Annotated in this window: 14 protein-coding genes and 1 other RNA gene; 8 read left to right on the forward strand and 7 right to left on the reverse strand. The window is 68.4% G+C overall.

The genetic code is table 11. The features are described 5' to 3' along the window. The 6 genes from EG854_RS01785 to EG854_RS01805 form a co-directional block, all read right to left on the reverse strand. Positions 1 to 217, reverse strand: a 217-nt coding sequence (locus tag EG854_RS01785) for a transposase (protein ID WP_164461774.1), incomplete at its 3' end; no start/stop codon positions are given. 81 nt (positions 218 to 298) lie between these two features. Next, complete coding sequence (locus EG854_RS01790; RefSeq protein ID WP_123286033.1) at positions 299 to 1,120, reverse strand: TIGR00282 family metallophosphoesterase; 822 nt, start codon at positions 1,118 to 1,120, stop codon at positions 299 to 301. A gap of 28 nt (positions 1,121 to 1,148) precedes the next feature. Continuing rightward, a complete protein-coding gene (locus tag EG854_RS01795; protein WP_123286034.1) occupies positions 1,149 to 1,694 on the reverse strand; it encodes a 5-formyltetrahydrofolate cyclo-ligase in 546 nt (181 codons plus the stop codon). Between the two features lie 104 nt (positions 1,695 to 1,798). Continuing rightward, positions 1,799 to 1,959: non-coding RNA, 6S RNA (gene ssrS / locus EG854_RS13460), on the reverse strand. 82 nt (positions 1,960 to 2,041) lie between these two features. Then, positions 2,042 to 2,356: a cell division protein ZapA gene (locus EG854_RS01800; protein ID WP_123286035.1), complete on the reverse strand. Its 315-nt coding sequence runs from the start codon at positions 2,354 to 2,356 to the stop codon at positions 2,042 to 2,044. Beyond that, on the reverse strand, positions 2,356 to 2,616 hold the full coding sequence (locus EG854_RS01805) for a hypothetical protein (RefSeq protein ID WP_123286036.1): 261 nt from the start codon (positions 2,614 to 2,616) through the stop codon (positions 2,356 to 2,358). Before EG854_RS01805 ends, EG854_RS01800 begins: the two co-directional genes overlap by 1 nt. Before the next feature lie 144 nt (positions 2,617 to 2,760). On the opposite strand from EG854_RS01805, the gene tkt reads away from it, so the two are divergent. Continuing rightward, entirely contained in the window at positions 2,761 to 4,710 is a 1,950-nt protein-coding gene (gene tkt / locus EG854_RS01810) for a transketolase (protein WP_221403347.1), read from the forward strand. Next, a complete protein-coding gene (purT, locus tag EG854_RS01815; RefSeq protein WP_206423363.1) occupies positions 4,707 to 5,906 on the forward strand; it encodes a formate-dependent phosphoribosylglycinamide formyltransferase in 1,200 nt (399 codons plus the stop codon). The genes tkt and purT overlap by 4 nt, the downstream gene beginning before the upstream one ends. A gap of 16 nt (positions 5,907 to 5,922) precedes the next feature. On the opposite strand, the gene EG854_RS13055 is transcribed toward purT, so the two are convergent. Further along, positions 5,923 to 6,645: an EF-hand domain-containing protein gene (locus EG854_RS13055; RefSeq protein WP_164461768.1), complete on the reverse strand. Its 723-nt coding sequence runs from the start codon at positions 6,643 to 6,645 to the stop codon at positions 5,923 to 5,925. Between the two features lie 126 nt (positions 6,646 to 6,771). On the opposite strand from EG854_RS13055, the gene EG854_RS01835 reads away from it, so the two are divergent. The 6 genes from EG854_RS01835 (at position 6,772) to EG854_RS01865 (ending at position 14,280) form a co-directional block, all read left to right on the forward strand. Next, a complete protein-coding gene (locus EG854_RS01835; protein ID WP_123286039.1) occupies positions 6,772 to 7,515 on the forward strand; it encodes a response regulator in 744 nt (247 codons plus the stop codon). Beyond that, the gene (locus tag EG854_RS01840; RefSeq protein WP_123286040.1) at positions 7,512 to 9,005 is read left to right on the forward strand and encodes an ATP-binding protein; all 1,494 of its coding nucleotides are present in this window, start codon (positions 7,512 to 7,514) and stop codon (positions 9,003 to 9,005) included. Before EG854_RS01835 ends, EG854_RS01840 begins: the two co-directional genes overlap by 4 nt. Before the next feature lie 102 nt (positions 9,006 to 9,107). Next, positions 9,108 to 10,115 (forward strand): type I glyceraldehyde-3-phosphate dehydrogenase, encoded by a 1,008-nt coding sequence (gap, locus tag EG854_RS01845; RefSeq protein ID WP_123286041.1) that lies wholly within the window; start codon positions 9,108 to 9,110, stop codon positions 10,113 to 10,115. 361 nt (positions 10,116 to 10,476) lie between these two features. Beyond that, positions 10,477 to 11,673, forward strand: coding sequence for a phosphoglycerate kinase (locus EG854_RS01855; RefSeq protein ID WP_123286043.1), 1,197 nt, complete (start codon positions 10,477 to 10,479; stop codon positions 11,671 to 11,673). 82 nt (positions 11,674 to 11,755) lie between these two features. Then, positions 11,756 to 13,735 (forward strand): hypothetical protein, encoded by a 1,980-nt coding sequence (locus tag EG854_RS01860; RefSeq protein ID WP_123286044.1) that lies wholly within the window; start codon positions 11,756 to 11,758, stop codon positions 13,733 to 13,735. Then, positions 13,732 to 14,280: a hypothetical protein gene (locus EG854_RS01865; RefSeq protein WP_123286045.1), complete on the forward strand. Its 549-nt coding sequence runs from the start codon at positions 13,732 to 13,734 to the stop codon at positions 14,278 to 14,280. The genes EG854_RS01860 and EG854_RS01865 overlap by 4 nt, the downstream gene beginning before the upstream one ends. The last annotated feature ends 18 nt before the right edge of the window (positions 14,281 to 14,298 follow it).

A 14,298-nucleotide genomic window follows, 5' to 3' on the forward strand; every position in this document is an offset into this window, starting at 1 on the left:
CCGCTGCGGCCCAACGGCTGAAACGCTTGTGCGCCGTCTTCCACTTGCCGTAGCGCTCGGGAAGGTCCTGCCAGTGAGCGCCGGAACGCAGCACCCACAGCACGCCGTTCACGAACAGGCGGTTGTCGGACCCGGTCCGCCCGGGATCCGACGCCTTCCCCGGGAGCAGCGGCTCGATCCGAGCCCATTGCGCTTCATCCAGTTCGTACCGCTTCACACCCATCACAGACCTCCGTCAAAGCGGAGACCTATGAATCACGCATTCAGGCCCAAGTGAATCCCTGAATGTCGATTGGTCCTAGAGCACCGGCACAGCCTGGCTGAGGCGGCCACCGATGCGGATCGGCTCGACGCGGGTCGCCAGACCCGTGCGGTCGTCGGTCTCGACATAGACACCGCAGACCGTCGCGGGGCCCGAGGCCGGCTGGTAGCGGCCGCCGCTGAGCCGGGTGGTAAAGCGGCGCAAGGGCTCTTCCTTGTCGTTACCGATCACGGAATCATAGTTGCAGCAGCCGCCTGCGTCGGTCTGATACGCCGTTCCGCCCGGCAGGATCTGGGCGTCAGCGGTCGGCACATGGGTGTGGGTGCCGATCACCAGGCTGGCGCGCCCGTCGCAGAAGTGGCCCATGGCCATTTTCTCGCTGGTGGCCTCGCAATGCATGTCCACGATCACGGCGTCGGCGACCACGCCCAGCGGTGCAGCCTCCAGCTCGCGCTCTACGGCCGAGAACGGATCGTCCATCGGGTCCATATGCACCCGGCCCAGCACATTGATCACCAGCACGCGGCGGCCATCTGACGTGGTAAAGACATCGGCCCCGCGGCCCGGTGCATCCATCAACGGGGGATAGTTGGCCGGACGGATCAGGCGCGGTTCCCGCACGATATAGGTCAGGGCCTCGCGCTGGTCCCATGAGTGGTTGCCGAGGGTCAGGACGTCTGCGCCGGCGGCGAAAATCTCACGCGCGGTGTTCTCGGTGATGCCGAAACCGCCCGCAGCGTTCTCGGCATTGACGACCACAAAGTCGAGCTTCAGGTCGCGCTTCAGGCCCGGCAGATGATCGGACAGGCCGTCGCGACCGGACTTGCCGATCACGTCGCCGAAGAATGCCAGCCTCATGCGACCGGCCGGGGGGAATGAATACGCCTCATGCGAAGGCGGTATAGCCGGTCTCGGTCAGAACGCCATGCAGCGGAATGTCGTGCGGCTCGAACGGCAGGGCCTCAACCTGCTGTCCGGCGTAGGCGAAGCCGATCCGGATTGCGTCTGGCAGCGCTGCAAAGGTGCGGTCGTAATGGCCGCCGCCCTGCCCCAGCCTCCGCCCCTGACCATCAAAGGCCAGCAGGGGGGCGAGGATCAGGTCGGGCACCACCGTCCCGGCCACCGGAAAGGGGGCAGGGACGCCGGCCAGATCGGCTTCCAGCGGGTCGCCCGGGACCCAGTGCCGAAAGATCATCGGCGCATCCGGCGCCAGGGTGACGGGCAGACAAAGGTCCACGCCGCGCGCGACCAGCGCCTCGACCAGCGGGGCCGTGCCCAATTCAGAACCGATCGGGTGATAGACAGCGACACAGGTAGCCTGTGGCAGGCGGTGCGCATGGTCAGCGGCGCGTGCAGCGGCCTGCAGACCGTCCTTCGCCAGGGCCATGCGTCGGGCCCGCATCTCGGATCGTAACGCGCGCTTGTCGGTCATAGGCCCTCAGACAGCGAGCCGCCAAGCGGCGAACGATAGGGCGAGCAGCCCGCCCTCAAGCAGCGAGGCCCCGCGGGCCGAGCGGTAGGGCAAGAATAAAGGTTGGCGGCGCCACAAGAACCGTGAAGAGCGTTTTAATCCTCTCAGACCTGGGTAGCCAGGTGGGCTCCATATGCCCAGGCCCTCGAGCCCGGACAGGGACAGATCCCTTTGAGTGAATTAAGGTCGCGAGGAATGTTGCCTTCGACGAGGGCCGCAGCAAGACCCGCCAGTGACCAAGATAGTCCTCGACCTGTGACCGGACAATGGCCATTGCGCCGGGCCGGTACGAATTCCGATGGCGGGTCTCAGGTGATGGTCTGGGCGATCTTTTCGATGCGGGCCGCGACGGCATTCAGGGCCTCGGCCACCCCGGCGTCGGTGGACGGTGCCTCGGCGGGACGGGCCGGTGCCTCGCCCGAACGGGCCTCCTGCAGTTCGTCGGCCAGGATAAGCCCGGCCATCAGGAACAGGCGAAGCTCGCCGACATGTCCCACCTCGGCGGCGACGCTGCTGACATGGCCGGCGAACTGGGCCGCCAGTTGCTTGACGCGCTCTTCCTGTCCGTCAGCACATCCGACGGCGTAGGGGCGACCATTGATCTCGACGGTGACGGTGGCCATCAGGCGCTCCCCGCGCTGTCCTGGTCGTCCGCAAGGATCGAGCGAATAGCCTTGGCCGAAGCCGCCAGCGCGGCGCGGGCTTCACGCCCGGCGTCTTCCAGCTCGGCCAGACGCCCGGCGTCGGCGCGCGGCGCGAACAGGTCATCGTCGCCGATCGGGGGCGCCGAAGCGGGGCGCGCCTTCAGGTCCTTCATGCGTCTTTCCAGCAGGGCGAGGGCCTTGTCGATGCGGGCTTTCGCAGCTGTGGTGGCGTCGGCCATCGGTGTCACTTCCTCCGGAATCCCTATAGAACCCGTCCGCGCGTCGGGGTAAAGCGGCCCCGCCCCCCTTTTTATTCCCCGCGTCCCGAGAGGTTGCCCGTGGCAAAAGCCGATTCCACCCCGCCGAAGGCTACCCCCAAGCAGATGGCCGATGCCATCCGGGTGCTGAGCATGGACGCCGTGCAAAAGGCCAACAGCGGCCATCCCGGCATGCCGATGGGCATGGCCGATGTCGCCACGGTGCTGTTTTCGAAGCACCTGAAGTTCGACGCCAGCCGCCCAGACTGGGCCGACCGCGACCGGTTCATCCTCTCGGCCGGGCATGGCTCGATGCTGATCTATGCCCTGCTGCACCTGACCGGCTACAAGGCCGCGACCCGCGAGGAGCTGTCGAACTTCCGCCAGTGGGGTTCGAAGACCGCCGGTCACCCCGAATATGGCCACATGCCGGGCGTCGAGACGACCACCGGCCCGCTGGGTCAGGGCCTGGCCAATGCGGTCGGCTTTGCCATGGCCGAGCGCCATCTGGCCGCCCATTTCGGCGAGGATCTGGTCGATCACCGCACCTGGGTGATCGCCGGCGACGGCTGTCTGATGGAGGGTGTGTCGCAGGAGGCCATCACCCTGGCCGGGCGCTATCGGCTGAACAAGCTGACCGTGCTGTGGGACGACAACGCCATCACCATCGACGGCGCCGTCAGCCTGTCGGATGCCACCGATCAGAAGGCGCGCTTCAAGGCCGCCGGCTGGGCGGTCAAGGCCATCGACGGCCACGACATGGGCGCGATCAAGTCCGCGCTGAAATGGGCCGAGCGTCAGAACAAGCCGACCCTGATCGCCTGCAAGACCAAGATCGGGCGCGGCGCCGCGACGATGGAAGGCAGCCACAAGACCCACGGCGCAGCGCTGGGCGAAGCCGAGATCGCGGCCACACGGCTGGGCCTGGGCTGGGATCACGCCCCGTTCGATATTCCGGAACACGTCGAAAAGGCCTGGCGCAAGGTCGGGCGTCGGGGCGCCAGGGCCCGCGAGGAGTGGGAAGCGCGGCTGGCCGAGGCCGAGCTTCAGGACGATTTCGTCCGCGCCATGGCCGGAGGTCTGCCGGACGACGCCTTTGAGGCCCTGGATGCTGCCATCGCCGAGGCGGTCCAGACCAAACCCGCCCAGGCCACGCGTCAGTCCTCGGGTGCGGCGCTCAGCGCCCTGTTCGAGGCCGTGCCCGAGCTGATGGGCGGCTCGGCCGACCTGACCGGGTCGAACAACACCCTGGTGGCGGGTACAGAGACCTTCGACGCCCCCGACTATGCCGGGCGCTATATCAACTGGGGCATCCGCGAGCACGGCATGGCCGCGGCCATGAACGGTATGGCGCTGCACGGCGGGCTGATCCCCTACGGCGGCACCTTCATGGTCTTCTCGGACTACAGCCGCCCGTCGATCCGGCTGGCGGCCCTGATGGGCATCCGCGTGGTCCATGTGCTGACGCATGACTCGATCGGTCTGGGCGAGGATGGCCCGACCCACCAGCCGGTCGAGCATCTGGCCGCCCTGCGCGCCATTCCGAACCTGCAGGTCTTCCGCCCGGCTGACACGGTCGAGGCCATGGAGTGCTGGCGTCTGGCGCTGGAGAAGGCCGACGGCCCCTCGGCGCTGGCCCTGTCGCGGCAAAAGACCCCGGCAGTGCGGACCGAGGCCGCTTCTGAAAACCTGTCGGCGAAGGGCGCCTATGAGCTGAAGGCGGCATCCGCCAAGGCCAGGGCCACCCTGTTCGCCACCGGCACCGAAGTCGCCTTGGCCCTGAAGGCCGCCGACATGCTCGAGGCCGACGGTGTGCCGACCCGCGTGGTCTCGGTACCGTCGTTCGAGCTCTTCAACCAACAAACCAAGGCGTACCAGACCAAGGTCATCGCCAAGGGCACCGTCCGCGTCGCCATCGAGGCCGGTATCCGCCAGGGCTGGGACCGCTTCATCGGCGAGGACGGCGGTTTCGTTGGCATGTCGAGCTTCGGCGCCTCCGCCCCGGCCGAAGTGCTCTACGAAAAGTTCGGCATCACCGCCGAGGCCGTGGTCGCCGAGGTCAAGGCGCGCCTGTGACGGTCCGCCTCGGCACCCCCCTCTCCGACAGCGCCGTCCGCGTCATGCTGCTGGGCGCGGGCGAGCTGGGCAAGGAGGTCGCCATCGAGCTGCAGCGCCTCGGCGTCGAGGTGATCGCGGTCGATCGCTATGCCAACGCCCCGGCCATGCAGGTCGCCCACCGCAGCCACGTCATTCCGATGACCGATCCGCAGGTGCTGAACGGCGTCATCCTGGCCGAGGCGCCGCACATCATCGTGCCCGAGATCGAGGCCATCGCCACCGAGGTGCTGGCCGACATTGAGGCGGCCGGCCTTGCCACCGTCATCCCGACTGCGCGGGCGACGCAGCTGACCATGAACCGCGAGGGCATCCGCCGGCTGGCCGCGGAAGAGCTGGGCCTGCCGACCAGCCCCTATGCCTTTGCCGGCTCGGCCGCCGAACTGGCCGAGGCCGCGCACACCATCGGCCTGCCGGTGTTCATCAAGCCAGTCATGTCGTCATCGGGCAAGGGCCAGTCGATGATCGACGCCATTGAGGATGCGGCCAATGCCTGGGCCTATGCCCAGTCGGGCGGGCGGGTCGATACGGCGCGAGTGATCGTCGAGGGCCGCATCGACTTTGACTATGAGATCACCCTGCTGACCGTGCGCTCGATCCGCGACGGCCAGATCGTCACCGACTTCTGCGCGCCGATCGGCCACCGTCAGGTCAAGGGCGACTATGTCGAGAGCTGGCAGCCGCAGGCGATGAGCGCGGCCGCGCAGGCCTCGGCGCAGGACATCGCCGGCAAGGTCACCGAAGCGCTGGGCGGTCTGGGCGTGTTCGGGGTCGAGCTGTTCGTCAAGGGCGATCAGGTCTGGTTCTCCGAGGTTTCCCCCCGCCCGCACGACACCGGTCTGGTGACGCTCGCCAGCCAGGTCATGAGCGAGTTTGCCCTGCACGCCCGCGCCATCCTGGGCCTGCCGGTCGATGTGACCCTGCGCGAACCGGCCGCCAGCGCCGTCATCTATGGCGGCATGGACGCCAGGGGGATTGCCTTCGAGGGTGTGGCCGAGGCCCTGTCAGTGCCGACCGCCGACCTGCGCCTGTTCGGCAAGCCAGAGGCCTTCGAGCGCAGACGGATGGGCGTGGCCACCGCGCGCGGCACCGACACCGATCAGGCCCGTGAGCGCGCCCGCGAGGCCGCCGGGCGGGTCAGACCGGTCCGGGTCTGACCCGACATCTGCGCCCCTAGTTTTCTTCGCGGACTTCTACCGTCCGGGTCACAACGCGAGCACCGTTACCGCCGCGCTCGCCCTCTTCCAGAACACCGGAGCCGTCCGCGTCCATCTGGCGGAAGATCTCGCGCATGGGCGCGAGAAACTCGGCCTCGGTAACGCGACCGTCGCCGTCGGCGTCCATCTCGGCGCCCTCGCCTTCGCGGATCCATTCCACACGGTGCTCGCCCGTCATGGCGGACCCATCGCCGCGCCGTACCATGACCCGGACCGGGCCTTCACCCTCTGTGGTCACTCCGCCGTCCTCGCTAACAAAGACAAAGCTGTGGGCCTCGACCTCGACGTCCTCACCGCCGACGCGCCGGACCTCGATACGGTGCGGGCCCGAGCCTTCGGGGGCCGAGCTCCAGCTCATCTCTGGCCCTCCCATGGTGATCACGCGCACATCATGGTCCACGCCCGGTGCCCCGGTGCGATGATGCAGTTCTTCCGGTGACAGGCGGCCGTCCCCGTTCGCATCCATGCCGGCAAAGGCCTCGTCCATCGGGCGGGCAAACTCGGCTCGCGAGACAAACCCGTCGCCATCCTGATCCAGGCCGTTCTCGCCGTCCGGGTCGGCGGCCACAAACACCACGCGGCTTTCCGTGCGGACGACGGGCGGTGCAGGCGGACGGGCCGGGTCCTGCAAACCGGGGGTGGTGGTCATGGCGAGGGCGAGCGACAGGGAAACCAGCATGGGACGTTCCTCCGGTGAATGATGGCCCCCTTGGACCACACCCGGCTTGCGTGCGTATTTCAGGCGCGGACAGAATTGTTTCATCGGTGAAATGACGGCGGCACCGCCCCGCGTCACAATGGGCCGATGATCCCCGCGCCAATCCCCACCCCCCGCATTCTGGTCGTCGATGACGACCCGGGCCTGCGCGAGGTGCTGGTCGACTATCTGGGACAGCATGGGTTTGAGGCGAAGGGCGCAGCCTCGGCGGCCGAGATGGACCGGCAGCTGGAGCACCGACCGCCCGATCTGATAGTGCTGGACCTGATGATGCCGGGCGAGGACGGTTTGTCGGCCTGTCGGCGTCTGATCGCCCGCGGCGGTCCACCGGTGGTGATGCTGAGCGCGATGGGCGAGGAGACCGACCGGATCGTCGGACTGGAGCTGGGCGCCGATGACTATCTGCCCAAGCCGTGTAATCCGCGCGAACTGCTGGCGCGTATCCGGGCGGTGCTGCGCCGGCGGGCGGGGCCGGGCGGTGTCAGCGCGCCCCAGTCCGAGCCTGTGCTGGTCTTTGACGGACGCACGCTCAACCTGTTGCGGCGCGAGCTGACGCGGCCGGATGGCATCGTCACCGTCCTGTCGGCCGGAGAGTTCGCCCTGCTCAAGGCCTTTGCCGAGTCCCCGCGCCGGGTGCTGAGCCGCGATCAACTGCTGGAACGCGCGCGTGGCTCGGACACTGAGGTCTTCGACCGGGCCATGGACGTGCAGATCAGCCGCCTGCGCAAGAAGCTGGCCGATGCTGACGGCCGCGACCCGATCCAGACCCTGCGCGGCGAAGGCTATATGTTCGACGCCACGGTCGAGCGGCGGATGGAGCGGCCGGCATGAAGCGGCTGACCTCGCCCTCCATTCTGGTGCAGGTGGCGCTGCTGGTGGCGCTGGCGATGGGCCTGTCGCAAGCGCTGACGGCCGCCGCCATCCTGCTGATGCCCGAGCCCCGGCCCTCCGGCTTTGACCTCGCCGCCGCCTCGGCCGCCCTGAACGGGGAGCCGGCCCGAACGGCCGATGACCGACCCCTGACCCGGCGCATCACCGATCAGCCGGTGGCCGACGGGAACACCGTCGGGGACCCCATGGCACTGGCCCTGTCTCTCGCCCTCGCCCGCGTGCTGGAGGTCGAACCCGGCGATGTGCGGGTCCGGGTCTTTCAACCCACCGACCGTCCGATCCCGGGCATGAGCGAAGGGTCGCCCGCCAGCTATGTCTTCACCCGGTCGCCGTCCGGCTCCGATGTCGCGATCAACGCCCCCAGCATCACATGGACGGAAAAGCACACGATCGAGCGGGCTGATTCCGGGCCAACCACCGCGCCCGCCAGCGGCTCGGCGACGATCACGGTCGACCGCGACACCCGGCAGGTCTTCGTCGTCGCCGACCAGCTGACCTTTGCCCCCTTCGCCGCCTCGCTCCGGCTCGAGAACGGGCGTTGGGCCACGGTCGAGCCGCCGCGCGACTGGCTGTCGCCCTGGCAGGCGCGCCTGCTGCTGGCCCTGTTCATCAGCCTGCTTCTGGTCGCGCCTGTCGTGTGGTTGATGGCGCGGCGGCTGACCCGTCCGATCCGCCTGTTCGCCGACGCCGCCCAGCGGCTGGGGGCCAATCCCGAGGCCGATCCACTGCCCGTCTCCGGCCCCAGCGAACTGCGCCGGGCGATCGGCGCCTTCAACGACATGCAGGCCTCGCTGCGGGCCCACATAGCCAACCGCACCCAGACGGTGGCGGCCATCGCTCATGACCTTCGCACCCCCCTGACCCGCCTGCGGTTCCGGGCCGAACAGGCCCCCGAAGCCCTGCGCGACCGGCTAGCGGCCGATGTCGAGGAGATGGACGCCCTGATCGCCCAGGCCATGGCCTATGTGCGCGGCGAGACCCGCCAGACCGCGCCCGAGCCCGTCGATCTGACGGCGCTGGTGGCCGACTGTGTGCGAGGCTTTGCCGAGACCGGGCATGCGGCGACGCTGGGGTCCGCGCCTCCGGTCACGATCCCGGGACACCCGACCAGCCTCCGCCGGGCCCTGACCAATCTGATCGCCAATGCCGTGCACTATGGCGGCCAGGCCGCGGTCAGCCTCGCGCAGACGCCCGACCGGGTTTCGGTCCATATCCGCGACACCGGCCCCGGCATTGCCTCCGATCGGATGGAGGAGGTGTTTCAGCCTTTCGTCCGGCTGGAGGGGTCCCGCAACCGCGCCACCGGCGGCGTCGGCCTGGGTCTGGCCGTGGCGCGCCAGATCGCCCGCGCCCATGGCGGTGATGTCGCCCTGTCCAACCGTCCCGGCGGCGGGCTGGAGGCAACCCTGACTCTGCCCCGCAGCGGCTGAGCGACACAATCCATCACGCCTTGTTACACGGCGGGGGTTGATCCGGAACGCGCCCGGTTCCATTGAAGCGCCAATCATAACATCGCTTCAGGAGCCCCGCCCATGACCGTCCGCGTCGCCATCAATGGATTTGGCCGTATCGGCCGCCTCGTCCTGCGCTCGATCGTCGAGCATGGACGCCGCGATATCGAGGTGGTGGCGATCAACGATCTGGGGCCGGTGGCCACCAACGCCCATCTGCTGAAATATGACTCAGTCCACGGGCGCTTCCCCGGCACGGTCGAGCATGGCGACGATTGGATCGACGTGGGCCTCGGCCGCATCAAGGTCACGGCCGAGCGCGACCCCGCCAACCTGCCGCACAAGGATCTGGGCGTCGACATCGCCTTTGAGTGCACCGGCATCTTTGCCTCCAAGGACAAGGCCTCGGCCCACCTGACCGCGGGCGCCAAGCGCGTGCTGGTCTCGGCCCCCGCCGACAATGCCGACAAGACCATCGTCTATGGGGTCAACCACGACACCCTGACGGCCGAGGACGTCGTAGTCTCGAACGCCAGCTGCACGACCAACTGCCTGGCCCCCATCGCCAAGGTGCTGCACGACCTGGTCGGCATCGAGCGCGGCTATATGACGACCATCCACGCCTATACCGGCGATCAACCGACGCTGGATACGATGCACAAGGACCTGTACCGCGCCCGCGCCGCTGGTCTGTCGATGATCCCGACCTCGACCGGTGCGGCCAAGGCCGTCGGCCTGGTCCTGCCGGAGCTGAAGGGCAAGCTGGACGGCTCGTCGATCCGCGTCCCGACCCCGAACGTCTCGGTCGTCGACCTCAAGATTGTCCCCGGCCGCGACACCTCGGTCGACGAGGTCAACGCCGCGCTGAAGGCTGCCGCCGACGGCCCGATGAAGGGCGTTCTGGCCACCACCACCGACCCGGTCGTGTCCATGGACCTGAACCACATCGCCGCCAGCTCGACCGCCGCCCTCCCCCAGACCCAGGTCATCGAAGGCAAGCTGGTCCGCGTGCTCAGCTGGTACGACAACGAATGGGGCTTCGCCACGCGCATGGCCGACACGGCGCTGGTGATGAGCAAGCTGATCTGATGGCGTCGCGGCGCCTCCCCGTCTGGATCTGGGGCGCCGCAGCCATCGTCTGCCTTGCAGGCATACTGGCAGGGCCCGCCCTCGCCGTGGTTGGAACGTCGGTCTGGATGGTGCTGCAACCCCGGACGCTCGTGATGGGCTGGGACGTCATCGCTGGGGTGGCCGTCTTCTGCCTGCTATGGCTAGCAGCCGTCCTCGCGATTGCCCGAAGGCTCGGGGGCAGGGCCGGTCTTGGCCTCGTTGTTGTCGCCGTCGCCGTTGCCGGCGCGGCGGTTCTATTAGAGCGGCTTCAGCCTCCCGGCGAAGTAACGCGTTTCACAGTGACCGGCGAAGGCGCCGACGTCTGGAGAGACTTTCAACCATGACCTTCCGCACCCTCGACGACGCTTCCGACCTCGCCGGCAAGACCGCCCTCGTGCGCGTGGACTTCAACGTCCCGATGGAGGACGGCAAGGTCAGCGATGACACCCGGCTGCGCTCGGCCCTGCCGACCATCCAGCGGCTGCGCGATGCCGGGGCCAAGGTCGCGCTGCTGGCCCATTTCGACAGGCCGAAGGGCCAGCGGGTGCCCGAGATGAGCCTTCAGCCCGTCGTCGATGATCTGGAGCGGCTGCTGGGCGCGCCCGTGCGCTTTGCCGACGACTGCGTGGGCGAAGCCGCAAAGACCGCCATCGCCGATCTGGACGCCGGCGGGGTGATCCTGCTGGAGAATGTCCGCTTCCATGCGGGCGAGGAAAAGAACGATCCGGCCTTTGCCGCCCAACTCGCCGCGCTGGGAGACCTTTACGTCAACGACGCCTTTTCCGCCGCGCACCGGGCGCATGCCTCGACCGAGGGGCTGGCGCGGCTGCTGCCCGCCTATGCCGGTGAGGCGATGAAGCGCGAGCTTGAGGCGCTGGATGCGGCGCTGGGCAATCCGGTCAAACCGGTGCTCGGCATCGTGGGCGGGGCCAAGGTCTCGACCAAGCTGGACCTGCTCAAGAATCTGGTCGGACGACTGGACCGGCTGGCCATCGGCGGCGGCATGGCCAACACCTTCCTGTTCGCGCAAGGGATCGACATCGGCGGCTCGCTGGCCGAGCGCGACATGGCCGAGACGGCGCGCGAAATCATCGCCGAGGCCGAGGCCAAGGGCTGCGAACTGCTGCTGCCGATCGATGTGGTCGTGGCCACCGAGGTCAAGCCCGGGGCCGAGACCCGCACCGTCCTGGCCCGCGAAGAGATCGGCGCCGACGAGAAGATTCTGGATGCCGGCCCGCTGACCGTCGAAAAACTGGTCAAGGCCATGGCCCTGTCGCGCACCCTGATCTGGAACGGCCCGCTGGGCGTGTTCGAGGTGCCGCCCTTCGATGCCGCGACCGTCAAGGCGGCCCAGGCCGCGGGTCAGCTGGCGACCAGCGGTGCCATCACCGCCGTGGCCGGCGGCGGCGACACCGTCTCGGCCCTGAACCACGCCGGTGTGGTCGAACAGATGACCTTTGTCTCGACCGCCGGCGGTGCCTTCCTCGAATGGATGGAGGGTAAGCCCCTGCCCGGCGTCGAGGCCCTGCGCGCCTGACGAAACCCGATAAACGGCGCAATTCCTTGTTCCGGGACCGCTCTTGACGCTACCTTGGCCATAAGGACGAGGGAGTGCGGGCATGAGCGACGAGACCACCGGTAGGGATGACGTCTTCATCACCGGAGCGGCCACGCGGGTCAGGCCGGTGTCAAAAGGTCAGGGCTGCCTGATCTCGGCAGGCCTGCTGGCCGGGGCCTTTGTCGCCTTTTTCCTGCTGATGTTCATCGCGATGGGCGCCATAGACCTGATCGTCGGCGACGACGACCGCCAGTCCATTCGCGGCATCCTGCTGCTGACGGCCGGGGTGGCCGTCGTTGTCTGGGGAGCGGGCTGGGTGTTTCGCTGGAACACCCGCCGGGGCCTGCGCGAAGAGGTCGAGGCGCGTCTGCCCGGCTTCAACGGCCGCACCATTCCCGTCGGCCAGCTGCTCAATGGTCCGGCCGCTGCGGGCAAGCTGGAGGGCAAGTATCTGCTAGCTGTGGGGCAGGATCGCTTCCTGCTGATGCGCCACTTCCACAACACCGAGCATCTCGATGCCTTCCGGGCGCTGGTGATCGGCCAATTCATCAATGCCTATCGACCCGATGGTCTGGCGCGGGTGATGGACTTCGCCATCCCCTACGGCCACATCCGGTCCATCTCGGTCGACGCCCTGACGCCGGAGCAGCTACGCAAGGGGGCGTTCGGACGGGCGGTGGTTCATGGCCTCGCTTCGTGGGTCCTTGATGCCGCCTTCGGCACGCGCTCGACCCAGGACGTCAAGGCCGCCTTTATCCGCATCGAAATGATCGACGGCCAGTCTCTGGTCTTCTCGGTTCCCAGCCGGGTCAGCGCCGGTCTGGTGTCGGCGCTCGCCGCCTCCGCCGAACAGGCCAGTCGCGGCACCGGGCAGGAGATCAGCCTGGGCGAAGCCACCTGGGATGGCATCGAAACCCTGCTGTCCCGGAGCGGCCTGGTCGATGCGCCGAGCGACGGCTGGGACGACTTCTTTGCCAACCTGCGGCCGGATGGTCAGCGGGCGCGCAGTTTCGCGGGCCTCGCCGCCTGGCGCCTTCAGCAAGAGATGGACCGGGCCGCCGGCCGCACGCGACCCGTCCCGCCCGAGGCCATGCCCGCGCCTGCGGCCCCGTCCTCGCACCCGGCGTCACAGCGCAACCGGATCACCCTGGCGCTGTGGGGGCTTGGGATTCTGGGGCTCGCCACCCTGTTTATCGCGCTAAGCGACACCCTGCGTCGGGGCGGAAACGGGGATCTTGAGCTGGGCCTGATCGTCATCTTCGGCGGCATCGCCCTCGTCGTGGGGATCAATCTGTTCACCGCCCGCAGCGGCTGGCTGATGGCCGGGATCAAGAGTGTGCTCAGCCTGGGGCTGGCGGGCATGCTCGCCTATGCTCTCGGCACCGACACGCTCCTGAGCCGGGGTCCGCTGAGCCCGGCCACAGAGGGGTTGGCCTCAGCAACGGCCGGGGTGTTCGGCCGGGACCACCGGCCCGGCGTCGTCCCTGAGCAGACCGCCCCGACTGACGGCCCGACCGGGGAGGACGCCGAGGCTGCGCGGGTGGCCATGGAGGCGCGCATGCAGGAAGAAGCCGCTGCTGCCGAAAAGGCCCTTCAGGAGCAAGAAGCCCGCGAACGCGCGGAACGCATCACCGCCGCGGAGGCCGTCATCCGCCGCGTCTACGACGATGAGCTCAGCCTGTTCGGATCCCGCACCGAGCGGTCGGCCTGGCTGACCCCGGCCCTGTCGCGCCGGATCGATCAGGTCAATGAGGCCGCCAGCGCGTACGGCGGCGCAGGCGCCGTCGTCGGGTTCGATCCCCTGATCGACGGTCAGGACTTCGACCTCGCCAATTTTGACTACGCCTCGCGCGAGACGGACTACGGCGTCGAGGTGCGGGTCCGGTTCACCAATTTCGAGACGCCTGTCGATCTGACCTTCGAGCTGGTCGAGACCGATGTTGGCTGGCGCGTCCGCCAGATCCGGTCGCGGGGCGAAAGCTCATGGACCGTCACGGAACTTCTGGATCAGGCCGAAGTGGATGCAAGGGATTTCGAATGAGCCGCTCAACCAGACCCCTTGTCGCCAGTGCCCTTTGCCTCGCCCTTGCGGGGTGCGCTGCCGTCCCGGACTTCTGGCCGGCCCGGACGCAGACTGCGGCTGCGCCCACCGGGATCGCCGGAGCAGAAGACCTGATCCGGGCCCTGTTCGAGGCGCCCGACTGGGAGGGCACCGGGGGCCCTCGCCAGGCCCGGCTGGCCTGGATGACCCCGGCCCTGGCCGAGGCCTCGCTTCGGCTTGACGCCGCGACCGATGACATCGGCGTCGGCATGGAGCCCTCTGTGGGCAGCAACTACATCCATGTGACCGATGCCCGATATCAGACCCGCGCGACGCCCTGGGGGGCCGAAGTTCTCGTCCGCTTCCAGAACACCCGCCAGCCGCGCGAGACCCGCTTCGAACTGGTCATGACTGATGCAGGCTGGCGAGTCGCCGACATCGTCGGCACCGACCTTGAGACCCGCCGGACCTGGCGCTACACCAACATGATGGCCGAAACCTTCGCCGCCGTGGCCCGGGGCGAAGGCCCGCGCGACCCGTCCTGATTCCTTTGTAACACGGCG

Origin of the sequence: Brevundimonas halotolerans, assembly GCF_003730275.1 — a bacterium.
Taxonomy (GTDB): Bacteria; Pseudomonadota; Alphaproteobacteria; order Caulobacterales; family Caulobacteraceae; genus Brevundimonas; species Brevundimonas halotolerans.

Excerpts from the sequence above, each read along its gene's own strand:
- EG854_RS01790 (WP_123286033.1), bottom strand. The coding sequence starts at position 1,120 with ATGAGGCTGGCATTCTTCGGCGACGTGATCGGCAAGTCCGGTCGCGAC.
- EG854_RS01795 (WP_123286034.1), bottom strand. The coding sequence starts at position 1,694 with ATGACCGACAAGCGCGCGTTACGATCCGAGATGCGGGCCCGACGCATG.
- EG854_RS01800 (WP_123286035.1), bottom strand. The coding sequence starts at position 2,356 with ATGGCCACCGTCACCGTCGAGATCAATGGTCGCCCCTACGCCGTCGGA.
- EG854_RS01805 (WP_123286036.1), bottom strand. The coding sequence starts at position 2,616 with ATGGCCGACGCCACCACAGCTGCGAAAGCCCGCATCGACAAGGCCCTC.
- tkt (WP_221403347.1), top strand. The coding sequence starts at position 2,761 with ATGGCCGATGCCATCCGGGTGCTGAGCATGGACGCCGTGCAAAAGGCC.
- EG854_RS13055 (WP_164461768.1), bottom strand. The coding sequence starts at position 6,645 with ATGCTGGTTTCCCTGTCGCTCGCCCTCGCCATGACCACCACCCCCGGT.
- EG854_RS01835 (WP_123286039.1), top strand. The coding sequence starts at position 6,772 with ATGATCCCCGCGCCAATCCCCACCCCCCGCATTCTGGTCGTCGATGAC.
- EG854_RS01840 (WP_123286040.1), top strand. The coding sequence starts at position 7,512 with ATGAAGCGGCTGACCTCGCCCTCCATTCTGGTGCAGGTGGCGCTGCTG.
- gap (WP_123286041.1), top strand. The coding sequence starts at position 9,108 with ATGACCGTCCGCGTCGCCATCAATGGATTTGGCCGTATCGGCCGCCTC.
- EG854_RS01855 (WP_123286043.1), top strand. The coding sequence starts at position 10,477 with ATGACCTTCCGCACCCTCGACGACGCTTCCGACCTCGCCGGCAAGACC.
- EG854_RS01860 (WP_123286044.1), top strand. The coding sequence starts at position 11,756 with ATGAGCGACGAGACCACCGGTAGGGATGACGTCTTCATCACCGGAGCG.
- EG854_RS01865 (WP_123286045.1), top strand. The coding sequence starts at position 13,732 with ATGAGCCGCTCAACCAGACCCCTTGTCGCCAGTGCCCTTTGCCTCGCC.